This window comes from Roseibium sp. LAB1, assembly GCF_054658235.1.
On sequence record NZ_BAAGIB010000004.1, the window covers coordinates 1 to 19,815 of the forward strand.

Sequence of the window (19,815 nt, forward strand, 5' to 3'; positions counted from 1 at the left end):
TCACCGAAGATGCCGCGGCAGGAACGCAGGTTGGCGTCACTGCCCTGGCCACCGACGCAGATGCCACCGATACGGTGTCCTATTCCGTCGACGACGCACGTTTCACCGTCGACGAGGACGGTGTGGTCCGGGTTGCAGACGGTGCCAGCTTCGATGCGGAGACCGAAGGCTCGATCGACATCACCGTGACAGCCACCTCCACCGATGGTTCGACCTCGGAAGAAACCTTTACGGTCTCCGTGTCCGATGTAAACGAAAGCGCTGTCTCGGCCGTCACGGACACAGACATAGCTGAAAACACGATCGCGGAAGATGCGACTGCCGGAACCCAGGTTGGCGTCACTGCTCTGGCAACGGATGCGGACGCGACAGACACAGTCTCTTATTCCGTCGATGACGCACGTTTCACCGTCGATGAGAACGGTGTGGTCCGGGTTGCAGACGGTGCCAGCTTCGATGCGGAGACCGAAGGCTCCATCGACATCACCGTCACGGCCACCTCCACCGATGGTTCGACCTCGGAAGAAACCTTTACGGTCTCCGTGTCCGATGTAAACGAAAGCGCTGTCTCGGCCGTCACGGACACTGACGCAGCTGAGAACACGATCGCGGAAGATGCGACTGCCGGAACCCAGGTCGGCGTCACTGCCCTGGCAACGGATGCTGATGCCACCGATACGGTGTCCTATTCCGTCGACGATGCACGCTTCACCGTCGACGAGGACGGTGTGGTCCGGGTTGCTGACGGTGCCAGCTTCGATGCGGAGACCGAAGGCTCCATCGACATCACCGTCACGGCCACCTCCACCGATGGCTCGACCTCGGAAGAGTCCTTCACGATCTCCGTGTCCGATGTAAACGAAAGCGCTGTCTCGGCCGTCACGGACACAGACACAGCTGAAAACACGACCGCGGAAGATGCGACTGCCGGAACCCAGGTCGGTGTCACAGCACTGGCAACGGATGCTGATGCCACCGATACGGTTTCCTATTCCGTCAATGATGCACGTTTCACCGTCGATGAGAACGGCGTGGTCCAGGTTGCCGACGGTGCCAGCTTCGATGCGGAGACCGAAGGTTCCATCGACATCACCGTCACGGCCACCTCCACCGATGGCTCGACATCAACGGAAACCTTTACCGTCTCGGTGTCTGATGTCGACGAATACGACGTTTCCAGCGTTTCTGATGTAGATGCCTCTGTAAACGCAATCTCCGAAGATGCCGCCGTTGGCACTCAAGTCGGCATCACCGCACTGGCCTCCGATGCCGATGTCTCCGACACGGTTGCCTACACCGTCAACGACAACCGTTTCACCGTGGATGAGAACGGTGTGGTGCGAGTCGCAGAAGGCGCTAGCTTTGATGCAGAGACAGAAGGTTCCATCGACATCGTCGTGACTGCAACGTCGACCGACGGCTCCACCTCCGAAGAAACCTTCACGATCTCCGTTTCCGATGCAAACGAAAGCGCTGTCTCGGCCGTGACCGACGTTGATACAACGGCTAATGGTTTTGCCGAAAACGCCACTGAAGGCAGCACAGTCGGCATCACTGTTCAGGCTTCAGACGCAGATGTGACCGACACGATTACCTATACGGTTTCCGACGACAGGTTCACCGTTGGCGAAGACGGCCTGGTCACGGTTGCAGCCGGTGCGAACTTCGACTACGAGAGCGAGCCAATAATCAACCTGACTGTAACCGCGACGTCTTCGGACGGATCCACATCTCAGGAAACCTTTGCCTTGTCGGTTGCCGATGTTGCAGAGGCCTATCAGCTTGCAGACGGTCAGACGACCTTCACCGATACTGGCGTTGCCGAAACATCCATCACCGGCAACGACAGTGCGGACACCATCACGGCCCATGACGACGGCAGCACCATCTACAGCGGCGCAGGCGACGACACCGTCTATGGTGGCGCTGGCAACGACACCATCCTCTTCGGTGAAGGCGACGATATTGTCTACGGCGGCGCAGGCGACGATTTCATCGATGATGAACGCGGAACCCAGCCGAACACCGGCGAGAATTACCTGGATGGGGGCGATGGTAACGACACCATATATGGCGGCGGCGGGAACGACACGCTGATCGGCGGTGAAGGCAACGATAGCCTGTCCGGCGAAAATGACGACGACACCCTTCAGGGCGGCTCAGGCAGCGACAAGCTTTACGGCGGCGCTGGAAACGACACGCTCGAAGGTGGAGCCGGCAACGACTATATCGACGGCGGCAGCGGCACGGATACCGTGATCTATTCCGGGAACCGGTCCGACTACACCGTTACCGAAAACGCGAATGGGTCCTATACGGTGGTCGACAACCGCGCCGGGTCACCGGACGGCACGGACACGGTCGTCGGAGTGGAAAACTTCCGCTTCACGGACGGCGACATTCTTGCAGGCGATCTTGTCGCGAAAGATATTTCCACGATTTCGGATACGGACAGTTCTTCCAATAGCATCGCTGAGAACGCAGGCGCTGGCAGCACTGTTGGCGTAACAGCCTTTGCCGATGATGCAAACACCTCTGACAGTGTGACCTATACTGTCGATGACAACCGCTTCACAGTTGACGAAAACGGTGTGGTCACCGTCGCGAGCGGTGCAAGTTTCAATTACGAAACCGAGACGGAAATCACGATCACCGTTACGGCTACCTCCAGCGACGGATCGACAGCGCAGGAATCCTTCACGCTGGATGTCATGGATGTGGCAGAAGACCTACAGCTCTCAGACGGCGGTGCCACTTTCACTGACACCGGTGTGTCTGAAACATCGATCAGCGGCGGGTCTGGCAACGACACGATCACGGCCCATAACGACGGTGGCAACCTTTATGGTGGCGCAGGTGATGACACTCTGATTGGTGGCTCAGGCAACGATACGTTGTCCGGTGGAGCGGGTTCCGACACGCTTCAGGGCGGCAATGGCGATGACACGCTGATTGCCGGCGACGGCGCTGCCCCTACTAACGGTGGAACCAATACGGTTGGCGCTACCTACTCTCTCATCCACCTGGGAACCATGGCGGATGTCGACACGGATGAGAACAACGGCGTCAGCGAGAATGCCTCCAGCCTGTTGGGATCTTATGGCGATGCAGGCACACCACTCTACACGCAGACGGTGAGAGCAACCGCAAACGACACTAATGGTGACGGCGTACTGGCGGACAACGATTTCAACGGTACGGCAGAGACCCTGACAATCGGCGGCACGAACCATGCCCTAGATTCCTTGCAGACCTTCGATGCTACAGTCACGTTCACGGACGGAACCACCGGAACCATCTCGGCGGTTGTCATTCAGCTCGACAATGGTGACGTCTATCTGGCACCGGAATACATGTCGAATGCGGATTCAGAGCTGCTTTCCAGCAAACCTATCGTTGGAATTTCGCTCGATACGCTCACCATCAACGACGCAAGCATGTACGCCAACAGGCTTGACACCGAGTACCAGGTGCCGGGCGATACGCTCGAAGGCGGTGCAGGCAACGATACACTGATTGGTGGTGACGGCGCGGATATGCTGGAAGGTGGCTCCGGCAACGATACCATCGACGGTGGCAAGGGCACGGATACCGCCATCTATTCAGGTAACTGGGAAGACTACAATATCGTCCAGAACGAGGATGGCAGCTACACGGTAACCGACCTTCGGTCCGGTTCACCTGACGGTGTCGACACGGTATCCAACGTAGAGAATTTCAGGTTTGCCGATGGAGATGTTCTGTCTGACAATCTGATCGACAAATCAGTCGGCGATGTAACCGATACCAACGCGTCCGCCAACACGATCCACGAACTGGATGGGGCCGGTACGCAGGTGGGGATCACTGCTTTCGCAGACGACCCCAACGGCGACGCGGTCACCTACACAATGAGTGACGATCGTTTCGAGATCGATGCCGACGGCAATGTCACGATTGCCGATCATGCGTTCTTCGACAGTCAGGTTGAAAACTCGATCGACCTGACGATCACCGCCACATCTGCGGATGGTTCACAGTCGAGCCAGTCCTTCGCGATTTCGGTGACGGGGGAATACGATGGAGAGTTCACTGGTGGGGAAGCCAGCGGAACATTCAGCGGCACCGACAAGTCATACAGTGTCGACGGCGTTGGCGGTGACGACAACATTACGACAGGTGACTACAACGACCGGATCGATGGCGGGATCTATGGCGGCAATGACAATCTCAACGGCGGTGGCGGCGACGATCTGATCTTTGGCCGTGCCGGTACCGACAACATCTTCGGCGGCACAGGCGATGATACGATCATCGGTGGAACCGGCAATGACAGCCTCAATGGCGGTGATGGATCCGACCTGTTCATGTATGGCCTTGGCGATGGCAGCGACACGATCAATGCGGGCATGGGCGCTGGCTGGACCGACGTCATAGACCTTGGTGGTGGACCGGGTGTTACCTCTGCCGGCGAATATGGCACAGACTGGACAGTAACGATCACCAACGGTTCGATTGAAACGACCGACTTTGAAGGCGGACAGCTGGACCTTTCCCAGGATGCCGACGGTTACATCGACTTTGCCGACGGCAGTCGCGTCAACTTCAATGATGTTGAGGAAATCCGCTGGTAGCTGATGTCACCGGACAGCGGTAACTGAAGAAAAGCCCCGCTGGAAACGGCGGGGCTTTTCGTTTGTCTCGCTAGATCTGACTGCTGGACTGGTCTGAGAGCGATCGACCGGATCAGCGCTCGCTGAGCGGGTCGCCAATGGCACGAGTAACCGGCTTGAGCATGTATTGCAGCACGGACTTGGACCCGGTAACGATCTTCGCATCAACGACCATGCCCGGAGAAATGGTTTCCGCACGCGATCCCTGACCAATGGTGTTGGTTTTCAATGGGATCATCGCCTTGAAATAATAGTTGCCGTATTCGTCGCGGAAGCTCGATGCCGAAATGACGGAAACTTCGCCCTTCAGGGTGCCCTCGATGTTGGGGTCGAATGTCGTAACTGCAATTTCCGCTTCATCGCCAACGTCCACATGACCGATGTCACGCGGGGACACGCGAACTTCCGCCACAAGATCGCTGTCGCTCGGCACCACTTCGGCAACAACGTCACCGGGTGCCAGAACGCTGCCGGGGCCTTTCAGATAAAGTGCCTTGATATGCCCGCTGACAGGTGCACGTACGAACAGACGGTCGTAGCGGTCTTTTTGTTTGTCGGCCTCGAAAGTCAGTTCGCTTCGTTCCTGTGCAACGCGGCTGCGTTCAACGGCCTGCTCTTCCTCTGCAACTGCGATCGACCGTTCCAGACTGGCGGTTGCTTCTGTCAACTGAGCCCTGACGCTGCCGCTCATTCCCTTCAACTCGCTCAGTTGGCTCTGTGCGTTTTGGAGTGACGACTTTGCCTCCAGGAACCGCCTCTTGGAGGTGTATCCCTGCTCAAAGAGATTTTCCTGGATCTTGTATTGTTCCTGCTGGATCTCGACCTGCATTTCCTGAAGCGTGATCCGCTCCAGAATACTGGCAAGTTCGGCCTGCTTTTCGCTGACCCTGGCTTTCAGAGCCTGCTGTTCCTTTTCCAACGCCGTGCGCTGTGCGTCGTAGGCGGCCTGCTGAGCTTCGCTGAAGCCTGCGTCGGCACCAAGCCTCAGACCATTCGCGCCGGTGCCAAGGTCCGGGTTTCCAAGCCGTTGCTCTTCTGTCGCCAGAAATTTCAGCCGGGTTTGAACTTTCTCGAGATCGCTTGATGTTGCTGCTTCCTGAAGCCGGACAATCGGCGTGCCCTCTTCGACAAGTTGGCCCTCCTGGACCAACACTTCCGCAACAATTCCGCCTTCAAGGTGTCCGACAGTCTGCACTTTTCCAGCAGGAACGATCTCACCCGTTGCATTGGCGACTTCACGTACCTGACCGATAGCGGCCCAGGTCAGAAATGCGGCAGCAGTCAGTGACAAAACCTGAAGAACACGCCGATAAGCTACCGGCGGCGGTCCTTCCTCAAGCTCCAGAGGAATGTCCAACGAAAAATTGTCAGCGGTGGATTTACGGATAAACATGTTGCCCTAGCGCTGGCTGAAACTGGGCTAACTATTGACGATTAAAGTAAATATCACCTGAATCGTCCTGACCATATTTTATGCGCTTTTTCGAAACAGAGTTGAATCTGCGCTGCGCTGCCACCTGCGGCTGGCGCAAAGAGCTTCATCGTACCGTAAATCTGGAATCTGCCTTTGACCAGATCGGTTCGCCGTGCATTAATGTCACAACATTACGGGTTTTCTTGCAAAAGATGTGATGCTTTGGGAGGGGCGCATGACCGATTCTGATACTGTGCTCGCTGAACTGCGGGACGGCTGCCTTTTTTTAACACTTAATCGACCGGATCGGCTCAATGCCTTCAACGAGGCAATGCATCACGCACTTCGGAAACATTTGACCACGGCAACCGAAGACACCGGCATTCGGGCGGTGCTGCTGACCGGTGCCGGCCGTGCCTTCTGCGCAGGGCAAGACCTGTCCGACAGGGACATGCGCGGCGGAGGCGAAGCTCCTGATCTCGGGGTAACGCTCGAAACGCTTTACAACCCCTTGGTTCGGCAAATCCGTGCTCTCAGGAAACCGGTTATCTGTGCCGTAAATGGCGTTGCCGCGGGCGCAGGAGCCAACATCGCCCTGGCATGCGACATCGTTCTTGCCGCTCAGTCGGCACGCTTCATCCAGGCTTTCTCCAAGATCGGTCTGGTTCCCGATTCAGGTGGCACATGGCTGCTGCCGCGACTGATCGGCGAGGCCAGGGCCAAGGCACTTGCGATGACAGGCGAACCACTGGGTGCTGAAACTGCCGCTGACTGGGGCCTGATCTGGAAGGCTGTTCCGGATGCTGAACTCATGACCGCTGCCAGCACACTTGCCACGCAGCTGGCAAGCGGTGCCACGACAGGCCTGGCGCTCACAAAAGAGCTTATCCAGGCCGCAGCAGACCAGTCGCTCGACCGTCAACTGGACGCAGAACGCGACAACCAGCGCAAGGCCGGACGCACAAGTGACTATCGAGAAGGTGTCACCGCGTTCCTGGAAAAACGCCCTGCCCGGTTTACCGGCGCTTGAAAGAGGCACTCTCAATGACACCGGATGAATTTGCGCGCGCATGTGCCGACCGCATGTGGTCTCAGGATACCGCGACACAGCACCTCGACATGAAACTTGAAGCCGTTCGTGCGGGCTATTCGACAATGGCGATGACGGTTACAAAAGCCATGACCAATGGCCATGGGATCTGTCACGGCGGATATATCTTTACACTTGCCGACAGCGCTTTTGCGTTTGCCTGCAACACCTACAATCAGGTTACAGTCGCCCAGCATTGTGACATCACGTTTCTGGCTCCAGCCCATCTCGGTGACCGGTTAACGGCTACGGCCAGCGAAAAATCGCGCACCGGCCGATCCGGCCTCTACGACGTGACGGTGGCCAATCAGAATGGCACTGTCATTGCCGAATTCCGCGGCAATTCCAGAACGACAAAAGGTACAATCTTGCCGGAATGACGGCGGGTGGCCTGGAGGGCCGCTCAAGGGAGGAAAATATGGAAAATCTGGCTCCGCGACCGGGAGATCTTGAGCCTATTGAAACGGCAAGCCGCGACGAATTATCGGCACTCCAGCTCCAAAGGCTGCAATGGTCCCTCACCCATTCCTATGAAAATGTTCCGCTTTTCAAACAACGCTTCGACGAAAACGGCGTGCATCCATCGGACCTGAAGACCCTCGCCGACCTGTCCAAGTTTCCGTTTACGACCAAAAGCGACCTCAGGGACAATTATCCGTTCGGCCTGTTCGCCGTCCCGCGCGACAAGATCGTGCGCGTGCACGCTTCCTCCGGCACGACCGGGAAACCGACAGTGGTCGGCTATACGGCCAACGACATCGATATGTGGGCCGGTCTCGTCGCTCGTTCCATTCGAGCATCAGGTGGTCGGCCGGGCGATATCATACATGTCGCCTACGGCTATGGGCTCTTTACCGGTGGGCTTGGCGCCCATTACGGCGCTGAAAAACTCGGCTGCACCGTGGTTCCGGTCTCGGGCGGCATGACAGAGCGCCAGGTGACGCTGATCCAGGATTTCAAACCGCGGATCATCATGGTGACGCCGTCCTACCTCCTGTCTATTCTCGACGAGTTCCGGAGGCAGGGCATTGACCCTCGCGAAACATCTCTCGCCACAGGTATCTTCGGTGCCGAGCCGTGGACGAATGCCATGCGCAAAGAGATAGAAGACGCGTTCGACATGCACGCCGTCGACATCTACGGCCTGTCTGAAGTTCTTGGGCCGGGGGTTGCCAACGAATGCGTGGAAACCAAGGACGGCCTGCATATCTGGGAGGATCATTTCTACCCGGAAATCATCGATCCAGTGAGCGGTGATGTTCTGCCGGACGGTGAAATCGGAGAACTGGTCTTCACCACGCTTACCAAGGAAGGCCTGCCAATGGTCCGCTACCGCACGCGGGACCTGACCCGGCTTTTGCCCGGCACAGCCAGGTCCATGCGGCGGATGGAAAAGATTACAGGCCGCTCCGACGACATGATCATCCTGCGCGGCGTCAACGTTTTCCCGACACAGATCGAGGAACAGATCCTGAAATGCGAAGGCCTTTCACCGCATTTCCAGATTGAACTCTCCCGGTCTGACCGGCTCGATGTCATGACGGTCCATGTTGAATCTCTGCCGAACGCGGCGTCCAACGACGCACGTCAGGCGTCGGCCAAGGAACTCTCGCATCACATCAAAAGTGTGGTCGGCGTCTCAGCAAAGATCGACGTCACCGAGCCCGGCATGGTGGAGCGATCTGCCGGCAAGGCCAAACGAGTGGTCGATAACAGGCCAAAAGTGTAACGATCGTCGCGCGCTGGAGTGCGGAATCCGAGACCCAAGACCCAAGGAACTTGTTGGTGTTTGGGTTTCCACCCAGGCGACGCTCCAAGGCCCCGACATGCGCTTCGCCGGTCAAGATGACAGCTGTCGGATTTGTGTGTCTGACCTCCAACGAAAAAGGCCACCGGATTCGGTGGCCTTTTTCGTTTGGATATGCATGGGCCTTACGCGGGCATCGGCCAATCCTTGGCAACGAGTGTCAGAACGTCGTACTGCGCGACCGCTTCATCGTTCTGATTGGTCACAAGACAATCCCATCGAACCTCGCCGTAGTCCGCTGATATGCGCGGGGATATTTCCTTTGCCGTCAGCTGAACCTTGAGCGCGTCACCTGCATTGACCGGCGTCATGAAACGCAGATTGTCGACCCCGTAGTTCGCCAGCACCGGACCTTCATCAGGATCAACGAACAGACCGGCGGCGAAGGAAACGATCAGGTAACCATGGGCCACCCGGCCTTCAAAGAACGGATTCCGTTTCGCTGCGGCTTCATCCATGTGAGCGTAGAAGGTGTCGCCGGTGAAGTTAGCGAAATGCTCGATGTCTTCAAGCGATACAACCCGTGACTTAGTATTGAGCTGGTCGCCGATCTTGAGCTGCGCCAGGGATTTGCGGAATGGATGCCGGCAGTCTTCCTGTCCCGAAGCACCGGAAATCCAGCGGCCTGTAACGGCTCCGAGCAAGGTTGGTGTGCCCTGCACGGCGGTGCGCTGCATGTAGTGTTTAACCGAGCGCAGGCCGCCAAGTTCTTCCCCGCCGCCTGCCCGGCCTGGTCCGCCATGGACAAGCATGGGCAAGGGAGACCCGTGACCGGTGGAGGATTTTGCACTCTGCCGGTTGCCGATCATGACGCGGCCATGGAAAGGCGCCATGCCGAGTACAGCCTCTTCGGCCACGGTTGGATCATTCGTGAAAAGTGACGCGACCAGAGATCCCTTGCCCTTGTGAGTGAGTTCAACAGCCTCTTCCAGTTCGTCATAGGGCATCAATGTTGCCACCGGTCCGAATGCTTCAACCGAATGAACGGCATCGGCGCTCAAGGGCGTGTCGCAATACAGCAGGACGGGTGCGGCGAACGCTCCGGTTTCCGGGTCTTTTCCTTCCAGACCGGGAACGATGTCCGCCTCCACCTTGAGATCTTCGATACGCGCTAGAACTTCTTCACGCTGACCGTCTGAAGCCAGCGGCCCCATCGACACGGCGTCTTCTCTCGGATTGCCGATCACAGTCTTACCAAGGCGCTGGCTGAGTGCGTCTGCAACTGCTGAAGACAGTTTGCGCGGCACGATGACTCGGCGGATCGCGGTGCATTTCTGCCCCGCCTTGACCGTCATCTCGCGAGCAACCTCCTTGATGAATAGATCGAATTCCGGATCTTCCGGACTGACGTCAGGCCCCAGAACCGCGGCATTGAGGCTGTCGGCTTCCATCGAGAAGCGTACGGAGTTTTTCACGATTGCCGGGTTTTGGCGCAGCATCTGACCGGTGGCCGCAGATCCTGTGAAAGTGACAACATCCTGCCCCGTAACGTGATCGATCAGATCACCCGCCGATCCACACAGGAGCTGAAGTGAACCTTCCGGAAGAATATCGGTGGCCAGGATGTGACGAACCATCAGCTCGGTCAGATAGGCGGTCTGACTGGCAGGTTTGACCAGGCAGGGCACGCCCGCGATCAAGGCGGGCGCGATCTTTTCCAGCATTCCCCAGCACGGAAAGTTGAAAGCGTTGATATGAACGGCAATGCCGCGCAAAGGCGTCAGCACATGCTGGCCGGAAAAGGTATTGTCCCGTGACAGCGGCTCGACCGCTCCCTCGACAAAGACCCGAGTGTTCGGCATTTCGCGCCGGGCCTTGGAGGAATAGGCGAACATGGTACCGATACCGCCTTCGATATCAATCCAGCTGTCCTTGCGCGTTGCACCGGTCGCAAAGCTTTCCTGGTAGAAAATTTCCTTCTGCTCGGCCAGTGCCTGAGCAAGGGTTTTCAGCATCAGGGCGCGCTCGTGATACGTCATCTTGCGCAGCGCCTTGCCGCCGGCTTCACGCCCCCAGGCCAGTGCCTCGGCAAGATCCAGACCAGAGGCATCAATGGTGGCGACCGGTGTACCGGTTGCCGCGTCCAGCAACGGTTTGCCTTCGGCCTTTCCGTGCCGCCAACTGCCGGCAAGGTAACTTTCCAAAACGCGGACCTTTTGCGGGTGAACGGTCATTTGAAAATCCAGTTCTTGAAACGGAGTGGTCTCAGGCGTCGTAGGTCACGACAAGACGCTTGCTCAGCGGACGCGACTGGCATGTCAGAACATATCCATCGCGGATTTCGTCGTCTTCCAGCGCATGGTTGGCTGCCATTTCAACCTCACCTTCCAGCACTTTGCCGCGGCATGTGGAGCAGACGCCGGCGCAACAGGAATAAGGCGCGTCGATATTATGGCGATGCGCAGCCTCAAGAATGGTCTCTCCGGGCTCCATGTGAATTTCGCGGGTGGTGCCATCGATCGTCAGGCGAAGATCTGCTTCCTTCGCCGAACCGTCGATGACTTCAGGACGCAACCTGGCCGGCAAGCGCCCGGGTTGATCGGACTTGAAGAGTTCCTGCCGGATTTTTTCCGGTTCAACGCCGCGCGCTTCCAGACTGCTGCGCACGGTTTCCATCATGCCGTGAGGCCCACACAGGAAAGCGACATCGATGTCTTGAGGATCAATCAGCGTATCGAACAGATCGCTCAATTTTTCCTCATCGACCCTGCCAGAGAACAGCTCGGTGTCCTGCGCGTCACTTTTCAGAATGTGGATCACCTGCAGGCGACCGAGATAGCGGTTCTTCAAGTCTTCCAGTTCCTCACGGAACATGATCGAAGAAATCTGGCGGTTGGCATAAACGAGGGTAAATTGAGATTTCGGCTCGCGAGCCAGGACTGTCTTCAGGATAGACAGGACCGGTGTGATCCCGGATCCACCGGCAAAACCAACGTAGAAGCGCGCAAGTCCCGGCTCGATCGGGGCATTGAAACTGCCGAGCGGCGGCATTGCCTCAACCATGTCTCCCGGTCGCATACTTTCATGCGCCCAGCAGGAAAAAGCACCGCCTTCCACCCGCTTGATCCCAACCTTCAGCGAACCGTCCTCGGTTCCTGCGCAAATCGAATAACAACGGCGCACCTCATGGCCATCGAATTCGCGTCGGAACGTAAGATATTGCCCCTGCTCAAAACGGAACAGGTCCTGTTCTTCGGCCTCTGGTTGCAAGGTCACGATGACGGAGTCTCTCGTATCCGGCGTCACCTCGGTCACTGTCAGGGCATGAAACCTCGACATGCATGTCCTCCCGAAACATGGTTTGGAGCCTCCCCCCTGCCGAAACCGGACCCGGGAATGCTCGAACGACCCAGGCCGGCAAAAGGAGACCGTTAAAGTCTTCTCTGGCGGCCAGGCTGAATGTTGTGCCGTCTCAGTGGCACTTGAAGTAATCGAACGGCTCCAGGCAGGACCGGCAGCGATAAGCTGCCTTGCATGGCGTGGAGCCAAACTGACTGATCTTTTCCGTGTTTTCCGATCCGCACCGTGGACAGGCGACCTGAAAACTTCCCTCGCCGGTCAGCCGAGCCAACCGACCGGCGGCCGAACCGTCCGATCGGGTTCCGTCAACCGGTGGTGCAATACCGTAAGCGCGCAGTTTCTCCCGGCCGTCTGCGGTAAGCCAATCGGTGGTCCATGGCGGGCTGAGTTGCTGCTCAAGCCGGACATTGGCAACACCGCAGGCATGCAGCTTGGTTTCAATATCCAGATTGATAACGGCAGTTGCAGGACAGCCGCTGTAAGTCGGTGTAACTGTTACAACAAGCGTATCATCTTGCCAGGCGACATCACGAATGACGCCTAGGTCCGTCAGGGACAGAACCGGAATTTCCGGGTCCGGGATCTCCGACAGCCATTGCCAGACCGTATCCGTGGATATCGGCATCGGATCACCACGTTGCGCCGGGATAGGCCCGTTGAAGGAATTGCATTTCCGCCAACAGATGCCCCAGATGTTCCGAATGGCGCCCCGTCAAACCGCCGATGTGGGCAAAATCGCTGTCCGGTATGATCAGCGTCCCTGCGTCCAGAACCTCTTGTACGGTTTCCAGCCATGCTGCTTTCATGGACGCGGGATCCGGCGCCAGGCCTGCTTCTGCCAATGCCGTGTCGACAGCATCGCTGACAAACATTTCACCCGTATAGGACCAGAGAGAATCCAGAGCCTGCTGCATACGTCGATGGCTCTCCTCAGTGCCATCACCCAGACGGATCACGAGATCTGCCGAACGGTCGAGGTGGTAGGCGACTTCCTTGCCCGCCTTGGAAGCGATTGCGGTGATCCGCTCGTCCCTGGAACTTTTCAAGGCCTCGAGAAAAGGAACCTGATAGGCGTCGATCAGAAACTGCCTCATCAGTGTCTGGCCGAAGTCTCCATTGGGCTGCTCGGCAAGCAGGATGTTGCGGAAGTCCCAGGCGTCGCGAAGATAAGCCAGCTCATTTTCGCCGCGTCCCTTGCCTTCAACTTCACCGGCAAGGCTCAACCACATACGAGCCTGGCCGATAAGATCGAGCGCGACATTAGCAAGCGCGATATCTTCTTCCAGTACGGGTGAATGCCCGCACCATTCGGAAACGCGATGCCCCAGAACCAAAGCGGTATCACCACGGCGCAGCAGCCATTCGAACAGAATATCGCTCGCGACAAGATCGTTTTTATCGGTCATTACATTTTTCCGACTTCATCGGGAATGTCGTAAAAACTCGGGTGCCGGTAGATCTTGTCCTTGGAAGGTTCGAACAAGGCGTCCTTCGCGCCAGGGTCGGAAGCGGATATCTGCGCCGACGGCACAACCCAGATGGACACGCCTTCCTTGCGCCGCGTATAGACGTCGCGCGCATTCTTGATCGCCATTTCCGCGTCGGGCGCATGCAGAGAACCCACATGACGATGGTTCAGACCGTGCTGACCGCGAATAAAGACCTCCCAGAGGGGCCATTCCTTTTTCATGATTTCCTCCGAAATGTCAGGCTGCGGAACTTGAACAACGTGCCGAACGCCACAGATTGGCGTCCTTCACATACTCCCAGCCGAAGGCGAGATCCGTTGATCCGTGCGTGTTCAGGTAATCAAGCTTCTGCCAGGCTTCTTCGAGCGTAGGCACATGGCCAACAGCGACAGGCCACATGACAAAATGCATCTTCTCCATGATTTCGAACCATTCGGTCCGGCGGTCGTAGATGCGTTTGTGAACCGTCTTGAACACAAAACTTTCCAGAGACCCGACGTCAGTCCAGACCGAAAGGTTCGGGATCACCATCGGATCGCATTCGCGCGTCATGGAAACCGCGTTGCCGGCCTCATCCTTCAAGCGCCAGACAAAGCCGCTGCTGCGTTCCGCCGCCGCGTTGACGCGGTTCAGATTGTTGACGAAATCGGCAATCCGAGGATCGTTGATATCGTACCGCAACCGAGCCACATTCAATTCAGCCAGATGAACTTCGCTCATGGCTCCTACTCTGCCGCGGTTCGGGCCGCGGCCCGTTTGTCGGCATGCGCCATCAGCGCATCACGCACCCAGGCGCCGTCTTCCCAGGCATTCACCCGGGCTTCCATGCGCTCCCGATTGCAGGGGCCATTGCCTTTCAGAACTTCGAAGAACTCGCTCCAGTCCGGCTCGGAAAAATCATAGCCGCCCTTTTCCCCGTTCCATCTGAGGTTCTCATCAGGAACAGTCAGGCCGAGATATTCAGCCTGGGGCACCGTCTGATCGACGAACTTCTGACGGAGTTCGTCATTGGTGTTGATTTTAATTTTCCAGGCCATCGACTGGGCGGAATGGACAGAATCCTTGTCTGAGGGACCAAACATCATCAGCGACGGATACCAGAACCTGTCCAGGGCATCCTGCGCCATCCGGCGCTGTGCCGGCGACCCCTTGGCCATCTTCATCATGATGTCGTAGCCTTGGCGCTGGTGAAAGCTTTCTTCCTTGCAGATGCGGACCATGGCCCGCGAGTACGGCCCGAAAGACGTCCGCTGCAGCGGCACCTGGTTCATGATCGCCGCACCGTCCACCAACCAGCCGACCGCGCCGATATCGGCCCAGGTCAGGGTCGGATAATTGAAGATAGAAGAGTATTTCATCTTGCCGGCGTGCAGCAGCTCGATCAGCTCATCCCGGCTGACACCGAGCGTTTCAGCCGCGCAATAGAGATAAAGACCATGGCCGGCTTCGTCCTGAACCTTGGCCAGCAGAATTGCCTTGCGCTCCAGCGTCGGGGCGCGGGTAATCCAGTTGCCTTCCGGCAGCTGACCGACAATTTCGGAATGAGCGTGCTGACCTATCTGACGGATCAGGGTCTTGCGATAACCTTCCGGCATCCAGTCCGTGGGCTCGATCTTCTCGCCACGGTCAATACGTTCCTGAAAGGCTCGTTCCTCGTCCGTCATTTCAGCGAGAGAACGGACTTTGGTCGAGTCGGTTTTTACCATCTGGGCATACATGACGCCTCCTTTCGCCATGTTGAATTTCGAAAAGGATACCTCACAATACATCACAGAAAAAGTGTGAAATTAAATATTGTTGTGATGCTTTGACGCCCATCACTCCAATTGGTAAAACTCCTTTTTAATTCATTTAGTTACGACAAGTGTCCGGATACGCTCCCGCACTGCGTCCGGCGCGTCAGCCAACGGTCCGTCCTGATTCTGCAGGTTTTGACCGATATAACCGTCGGCGGATGGGGACAGGCTGCCGTAGAGCGCTGCAAACAGGGATCGAGCTTCGTAACCGGACCAGTCTGCTGGCAAAACGGATCGCGGCAGGCGCGGATCCCGCAAACGGATGCCACGATAGGCGTGAACCACTGCAAGGCGGAACAACAGCGCGGCCTGGGGCGGAGGACCATCGGCGACGATGTCCTGCATGGGTCTGAAGCGCGATACAAATCCCTCGTAATCGCGAGCAAGTGCACCAAGCCCGAAGGCTGAATTGACGATTTTTTCCAGATCATCTGCTTCCGGACGCAAAGCCGAAGCGCGGAAGGCGGTGCCAAGAACCGGACGCCCCGGCCGGTCGGCACCAATGTAAACATTCCCTTCCAGTGATGCGAAACCAAACCGCATCAAAATGGCCTGGTCTGCGGCTTCGGTGCAATGCGTCAACAGCCAACCACAGTCGGTGTCTTCGGGGCCATAAAACAGATCCGCGGCCAGATGATATTCCTCGCGAGCTTCCGGCGTCAGAGCATAGAAACTGCGTCGGCCTTCCCGCTCACCCGTCAATTGCCCTTTCGAGACAAGTCGGGAAACCGCTGTCCTGACGAGTGACTCATTGACACCAAAACCGGCACACAGGCTGATCAGGTCTCCCATCCAAAGTACGCCGCCGCGAGGTTCGACAATGTCGCCATAGATGGTCACGATCAGTTGCGCGGCCTTGGGCGGAAAGGGTTGCAGGAAACTGTCCGCCAGTATCTCGGTGCTAGTCTGCATGAAGCTTTTGATCCGTCAGCATTTTTCCAAAGCTTACCCGTACGGTCTCCGCAAACCAAGATGTTCACGCACGCTCTCGTCAACAATCCGGCACATGCGGACTTGAAAAGGGAAATTTTGAACGTTATAAAGTTACACGTTATAGAATTACATTACCTCAAAGGCCAACGCCGATGTCCCTCCCCTACTTCGCTACTCAGAGCACAACCTGCCGGCCGCTCAAGCAGATCGTTCCGGCTGCAGCTGCCGCGCTTCTCACCCTGACTGCGGCTGCACAAGCTGAAGCGCCTACCGTCGTCACTTCGATCAAACCGATTCATTCCATCGCGTCTGCCGTGATGGAAGGTGTCGGAACGCCCCATGTCCTGATCGATGGTGCTTCCTCACCTCATGGATATGCGCTGAAACCCTCACAAGCGTTCTTGCTTCAAGGAGCCGACGTGGTGTTCTGGGTCGGACCGGAATTGGCCCCTTCCCTGACAAAACCGATCGAAACCATGGCAAAAAACGCCGAAGCGATCGAGTTGATCAAAGCTCCTGGAATACACCAGCTAGACATCCGGGAAGGTGCCAGCTTCGAGGCACATGATCATGGTCATGAGGATGGTGACGGGGAAGACGAGCATGCTCACGCAGAAGATGAGCACGGCCACGCAGACAGCGCTGACGAAGCCCACGATCATGCCGGTCACGACCATGCGGGTCACGAAGATCACAGCCATGGCGAAGAAGCACATCACGGCCATCATGAGGCCCTTGATCCACATATCTGGTTGAACCCGGAAAATGGTGTCGAGATCGCCCGGATCATGGCTGAAACCCTGGCGGAGCGTGATCCTGACAATGCCGAGATCTACCGGCAGAATGCAGTGTCCTTTGCCAAACGGATCGGAAACCTCGACCAGGAGATTTCCACTGAACTCGCTCCTCTCCAGGATCGCAGGTTCATCGTATTCCACGATGCCTACCACCACTTCGAACATCATTATGAAATTGAAGCCAGCGGTTCGGTCACCGTTTCACCGGAAGCTTTGGCCAGCGCGGACAGGATCAAGGCCATTCAGGGCAAGATCAGGGAACTCAATGTCAGTTGCGTGTTTCAGGAGCCGCAATTTGATTCCAAACTGGTTTCCGTTGTTCTGGAAGGCAGCAACGCAAGGTCAGCAACACTCGATCCGCTTGGAACGAACCTAGAAAACGGGCCGGACCTTTATCCGCAGCTTCTCAAGGGCCTTTCGATCTCTCTGAAGGACTGTCTCGGCGACGCTTCCTGAGGCAAATCAGACCCCCCAACAAAAAACCGCCGGAGGTTTCCCCCGGCGGTTTTGTTTTCAGCTTCGGATCTTTATCAGGACGTGCGTACTTTTTCGCGCTCGGCTTCGGTTTTCTCGATAGCCTTCAGCAGGTGCATGTCCCTGTCGTAAACGTCGGTATAGAACGCAACAGAACCGTCCAACTCGGGCCACGCGGTGAAGTAGGAAACATAGACAGGGATATCACCCGTCACCTGTTCCTGTTCGTTCTGGCCGCCCGAAATGCGTGAACTTACATAGTCCTTTGACTTCCCAAGAACGGCCGCCGCCATTGCCTTCGGATCCTGAAGGCGGATACAGCCGTGGCTATATGCCCGCATGTCCTTCTTGAAGAGGCTCTTTGACGGCGTGTCGTGCATGTAGATGTGATGCTTGTTGGGGAAGAGGATCTTCACCTCGCCGAGTGCATTGGAACTGCCCGGATACTGGCGTACGTTCACGGACTGCTGTTTTGATGCAACCGCGTACCAGTCGACTGCAGAGGAGGACACCTGCCGACCGCCCGGCGTCGTCACTTCGTATCCGGCCCGGTCGAGATAACTCGGATCACTGGCCAGTTTCGGCAGCATTTCATTGACGATGATCGAATACGGCACGCCCCAATAGGGATTGTATTCAACGATCTCGATCTTGTCGTAGAAGAAGTTGGTCTGATTGGACTTCTTGCCAACAACGACACGCATGCTCAACGGTTCTTCGCCCGGTGCGGTGTAGGTTGCGGTGAAAGCGGCCTGATTGATGAAGACCTTTCGCTCGCCAAGTTCTTCGGGAAGCCAGCGGCTTCTTTCCATGGCCAGTTCGACCTTGGCGATTTTTGCTGCGTTGGTTTCTCCCACCATGGCACTGATGGTGTTCTTGCCGACGACGCCGTCCGGCGTCAGCTTGGCTTCCTTCTGGAAAGCCTTCACCAGCTCAACCAGCTCCGGCGTATAAAGTTCTGATCCGTCGTAGGCAGTCAGCGTTTCGGAATGCGCTGCCTTTAGGTCCGCCGAGCCGTTCTTGTTAATTGCGGCCACAATATTCTTCATTTCCGGGCTGGATTTGCCAGCCTTCAGGAAGGTGCCCGGTGCGATGACGATCTGGTCGGCATCTTCGTCTTCAGCCCTCAGGCGGGCAAGTTCTTCCGTCAGCTTGCGGAAATGATCACTCTGCGGCTGAACCTTGGCCATTTCCGCGTCGACGTTTGCCGCGCCCTTGAAAGTTTCAAGAGCTCCCACGAGATCGACTTCGTGCCGAGGCAAGTCGTGATACTGCGAGATCCGGTTCGGATCGACACGGCCGCGCCTGGAATCCAGAGCATAGGTGAGCACAGCAGCGCTCATCTCCATCTCGAACCTCATCAGCGCTGCATCGCGAGCCTCGCCTTCCAGACCGTCGGTAGCAGGCACGGCCACGACATAGTCATCCGGGTTCAGTGCATATTTGGCGGTGTCTTCGAGGCTGCGACGCACTTGCGCCGCCTTCTCGGTGGGTTTGCCGTCTTCCACCCAAATGAAATCAGGATGCTCACGGTAAAAGGAAATGATGGCCGAGCCCACTTCCGGAAGGACCGTCAACGACATGTCCTTCAACGCAGGCCGCGCTTCATCAAACGCGGTCAAGACAACCGGGGCCTGCGGTGTGGTATCGCTTTCGACAGCCGAGGCTTCAGTTGCCTCAACCGCCTGGACGTCAGGCTTAACTTCAGCGGATTTGATCTCGGACAGTTCAGCCAGAGACACCTTTTTCCAGCTATCAGCGGTATAGTTGAGGTAGCGCGGTGCAGACACCTTTGCGGTGACAACCTTTTTGCGCAGATCCTGCTGCCGCTCGCGCTCCTGTTGGCGGCGATGCGCTTCCGGATTGAACAGGCGCTGGAACAGGCCCTGCGCAGACGCCGTTTCGACGGCGGCAAGATTGAAACCGGAGAAAATCACCGTTGCCATGAGGCCGGCCCTGAGGGACGTACCCAGGAGAGAGCGTGTCCGTTTTTTCCTGGTACGTTTGCCCAGTGCCATTACATTCGCTCGCATTGTTTAAACCCGCTTATTTTAAGTCTGTTCGAACCCGACGCCTTGCCCAA

At 57.1% G+C, this 19,815-nt stretch carries 15 protein-coding genes; 5 read left to right on the plus strand and 10 right to left on the minus strand.

Translation table 11 applies throughout. The features are described 5' to 3' along the window. On the plus strand, positions 1 to 4,613 hold a 4,613-nt coding region (locus ACYQ54_RS21495; RefSeq protein ID WP_460086126.1), incomplete at its 5' end, for a beta strand repeat-containing protein. Between the two features lie 112 nt (positions 4,614 to 4,725). Here ACYQ54_RS21495 and ACYQ54_RS21500 read toward each other — a convergent pair. Further along, positions 4,726 to 6,045, minus strand: coding sequence for an HlyD family type I secretion periplasmic adaptor subunit (locus ACYQ54_RS21500; protein ID WP_460086128.1), 1,320 nt, complete (start codon positions 6,043 to 6,045; stop codon positions 4,726 to 4,728). 256 nt (positions 6,046 to 6,301) lie between these two features. Between ACYQ54_RS21500 and paaG the strand changes: the two genes are divergently transcribed. The 3 genes from paaG to paaK are packed head-to-tail and all read left to right on the plus strand — an operon-like array spanning position 6,302 to position 8,885. After that, positions 6,302 to 7,096: a 2-(1,2-epoxy-1,2-dihydrophenyl)acetyl-CoA isomerase PaaG gene (gene paaG, locus ACYQ54_RS21505; RefSeq protein ID WP_460086129.1), complete on the plus strand. Its 795-nt coding sequence runs from the start codon at positions 6,302 to 6,304 to the stop codon at positions 7,094 to 7,096. 14 nt (positions 7,097 to 7,110) lie between these two features. After that, the gene (gene paaI, locus ACYQ54_RS21510; protein WP_460086131.1) at positions 7,111 to 7,536 is read left to right on the plus strand and encodes a hydroxyphenylacetyl-CoA thioesterase PaaI; all 426 of its coding nucleotides are present in this window, start codon (positions 7,111 to 7,113) and stop codon (positions 7,534 to 7,536) included. 38 nt (positions 7,537 to 7,574) lie between these two features. Continuing rightward, the gene (gene paaK, locus ACYQ54_RS21515) at positions 7,575 to 8,885 is read left to right on the plus strand and encodes a phenylacetate--CoA ligase PaaK (protein WP_460086132.1); all 1,311 of its coding nucleotides are present in this window, start codon (positions 7,575 to 7,577) and stop codon (positions 8,883 to 8,885) included. A 203-nt stretch (positions 8,886 to 9,088) separates the two neighbouring features. On the opposite strand, the gene paaZ is transcribed toward paaK, so the two are convergent. From paaZ to ACYQ54_RS21555, 8 genes are all read right to left on the minus strand, one after another. Beyond that, positions 9,089 to 11,137, minus strand: coding sequence for a phenylacetic acid degradation bifunctional protein PaaZ (paaZ, locus tag ACYQ54_RS21520; protein WP_460086134.1), 2,049 nt, complete (start codon positions 11,135 to 11,137; stop codon positions 9,089 to 9,091). A gap of 31 nt (positions 11,138 to 11,168) precedes the next feature. After that, positions 11,169 to 12,242, minus strand: coding sequence for a 1,2-phenylacetyl-CoA epoxidase subunit PaaE (gene paaE, locus ACYQ54_RS21525; RefSeq protein WP_460086136.1), 1,074 nt, complete (start codon positions 12,240 to 12,242; stop codon positions 11,169 to 11,171). A 133-nt stretch (positions 12,243 to 12,375) separates the two neighbouring features. Then, entirely contained in the window at positions 12,376 to 12,888 is a 513-nt protein-coding gene (paaD, locus tag ACYQ54_RS21530) for a 1,2-phenylacetyl-CoA epoxidase subunit PaaD (protein WP_460086137.1), read from the minus strand. Positions 12,889 to 12,892: 4 nt separating this feature from the next. After that, the gene (paaC, locus tag ACYQ54_RS21535; protein ID WP_460086139.1) at positions 12,893 to 13,669 is read right to left on the minus strand and encodes a 1,2-phenylacetyl-CoA epoxidase subunit PaaC; all 777 of its coding nucleotides are present in this window, start codon (positions 13,667 to 13,669) and stop codon (positions 12,893 to 12,895) included. After that, positions 13,669 to 13,953 carry a 1,2-phenylacetyl-CoA epoxidase subunit PaaB gene (paaB, locus tag ACYQ54_RS21540; RefSeq protein ID WP_460086140.1) on the minus strand — a complete coding sequence of 95 codons (285 nt, stop codon included), beginning with the start codon at positions 13,951 to 13,953 and terminating at the stop codon, positions 13,669 to 13,671. The genes paaC and paaB overlap by 1 nt, the downstream gene beginning before the upstream one ends. Before the next feature lie 16 nt (positions 13,954 to 13,969). Beyond that, positions 13,970 to 14,452, minus strand: coding sequence for a DUF3291 domain-containing protein (locus tag ACYQ54_RS21545; protein ID WP_460086142.1), 483 nt, complete (start codon positions 14,450 to 14,452; stop codon positions 13,970 to 13,972). Positions 14,453 to 14,457: 5 nt separating this feature from the next. After that, positions 14,458 to 15,450 carry a 1,2-phenylacetyl-CoA epoxidase subunit PaaA gene (paaA, locus tag ACYQ54_RS21550; protein WP_460086143.1) on the minus strand — a complete coding sequence of 331 codons (993 nt, stop codon included), beginning with the start codon at positions 15,448 to 15,450 and terminating at the stop codon, positions 14,458 to 14,460. Between the two features lie 129 nt (positions 15,451 to 15,579). Continuing rightward, entirely contained in the window at positions 15,580 to 16,440 is an 861-nt protein-coding gene (locus ACYQ54_RS21555) for a PaaX family transcriptional regulator (protein ID WP_460086145.1), read from the minus strand. A 173-nt stretch (positions 16,441 to 16,613) separates the two neighbouring features. Here ACYQ54_RS21555 and ACYQ54_RS21560 point away from each other — a divergent pair, with 173 nt between their 5' ends. Next, the gene (locus ACYQ54_RS21560; RefSeq protein ID WP_460086146.1) at positions 16,614 to 17,714 is read left to right on the plus strand and encodes a zinc ABC transporter substrate-binding protein; all 1,101 of its coding nucleotides are present in this window, start codon (positions 16,614 to 16,616) and stop codon (positions 17,712 to 17,714) included. Between the two features lie 74 nt (positions 17,715 to 17,788). Here ACYQ54_RS21560 and ACYQ54_RS21565 read toward each other — a convergent pair whose 3' ends face one another. Then, entirely contained in the window at positions 17,789 to 19,750 is a 1,962-nt protein-coding gene (locus ACYQ54_RS21565) for a L,D-transpeptidase family protein (RefSeq protein WP_460086148.1), read from the minus strand. Positions 19,751 to 19,815 lie beyond the last annotated feature (65 nt).

Bases quoted from the DNA above. Each gene is read 5' to 3' on its own strand.
- paaC (WP_460086139.1), bottom strand. From the start codon at position 13,669: ATGACCGATAAAAACGATCTTGTCGCGAGCGATATTCTGTTCGAATGG.
- paaI (WP_460086131.1), top strand. From the start codon at position 7,111: ATGACACCGGATGAATTTGCGCGCGCATGTGCCGACCGCATGTGGTCT.
- paaD (WP_460086137.1), bottom strand. From the start codon at position 12,888: ATGCCGATATCCACGGATACGGTCTGGCAATGGCTGTCGGAGATCCCG.
- paaA (WP_460086143.1), bottom strand. From the start codon at position 15,450: ATGTATGCCCAGATGGTAAAAACCGACTCGACCAAAGTCCGTTCTCTC.
- ACYQ54_RS21545 (WP_460086142.1), bottom strand. From the start codon at position 14,452: ATGAGCGAAGTTCATCTGGCTGAATTGAATGTGGCTCGGTTGCGGTAC.
- ACYQ54_RS21555 (WP_460086145.1), bottom strand. From the start codon at position 16,440: ATGCAGACTAGCACCGAGATACTGGCGGACAGTTTCCTGCAACCCTTT.
- ACYQ54_RS21500 (WP_460086128.1), bottom strand. From the start codon at position 6,045: ATGTTTATCCGTAAATCCACCGCTGACAATTTTTCGTTGGACATTCCT.
- paaB (WP_460086140.1), bottom strand. From the start codon at position 13,953: ATGAAAAAGGAATGGCCCCTCTGGGAGGTCTTTATTCGCGGTCAGCAC.
- paaZ (WP_460086134.1), bottom strand. From the start codon at position 11,137: ATGACCGTTCACCCGCAAAAGGTCCGCGTTTTGGAAAGTTACCTTGCC.
- ACYQ54_RS21560 (WP_460086146.1), top strand. From the start codon at position 16,614: ATGTCCCTCCCCTACTTCGCTACTCAGAGCACAACCTGCCGGCCGCTC.
- ACYQ54_RS21565 (WP_460086148.1), bottom strand. From the start codon at position 19,750: ATGGCACTGGGCAAACGTACCAGGAAAAAACGGACACGCTCTCTCCTG.
- paaK (WP_460086132.1), top strand. From the start codon at position 7,575: ATGGAAAATCTGGCTCCGCGACCGGGAGATCTTGAGCCTATTGAAACG.
- paaG (WP_460086129.1), top strand. From the start codon at position 6,302: ATGACCGATTCTGATACTGTGCTCGCTGAACTGCGGGACGGCTGCCTT.
- paaE (WP_460086136.1), bottom strand. From the start codon at position 12,242: ATGTCGAGGTTTCATGCCCTGACAGTGACCGAGGTGACGCCGGATACG.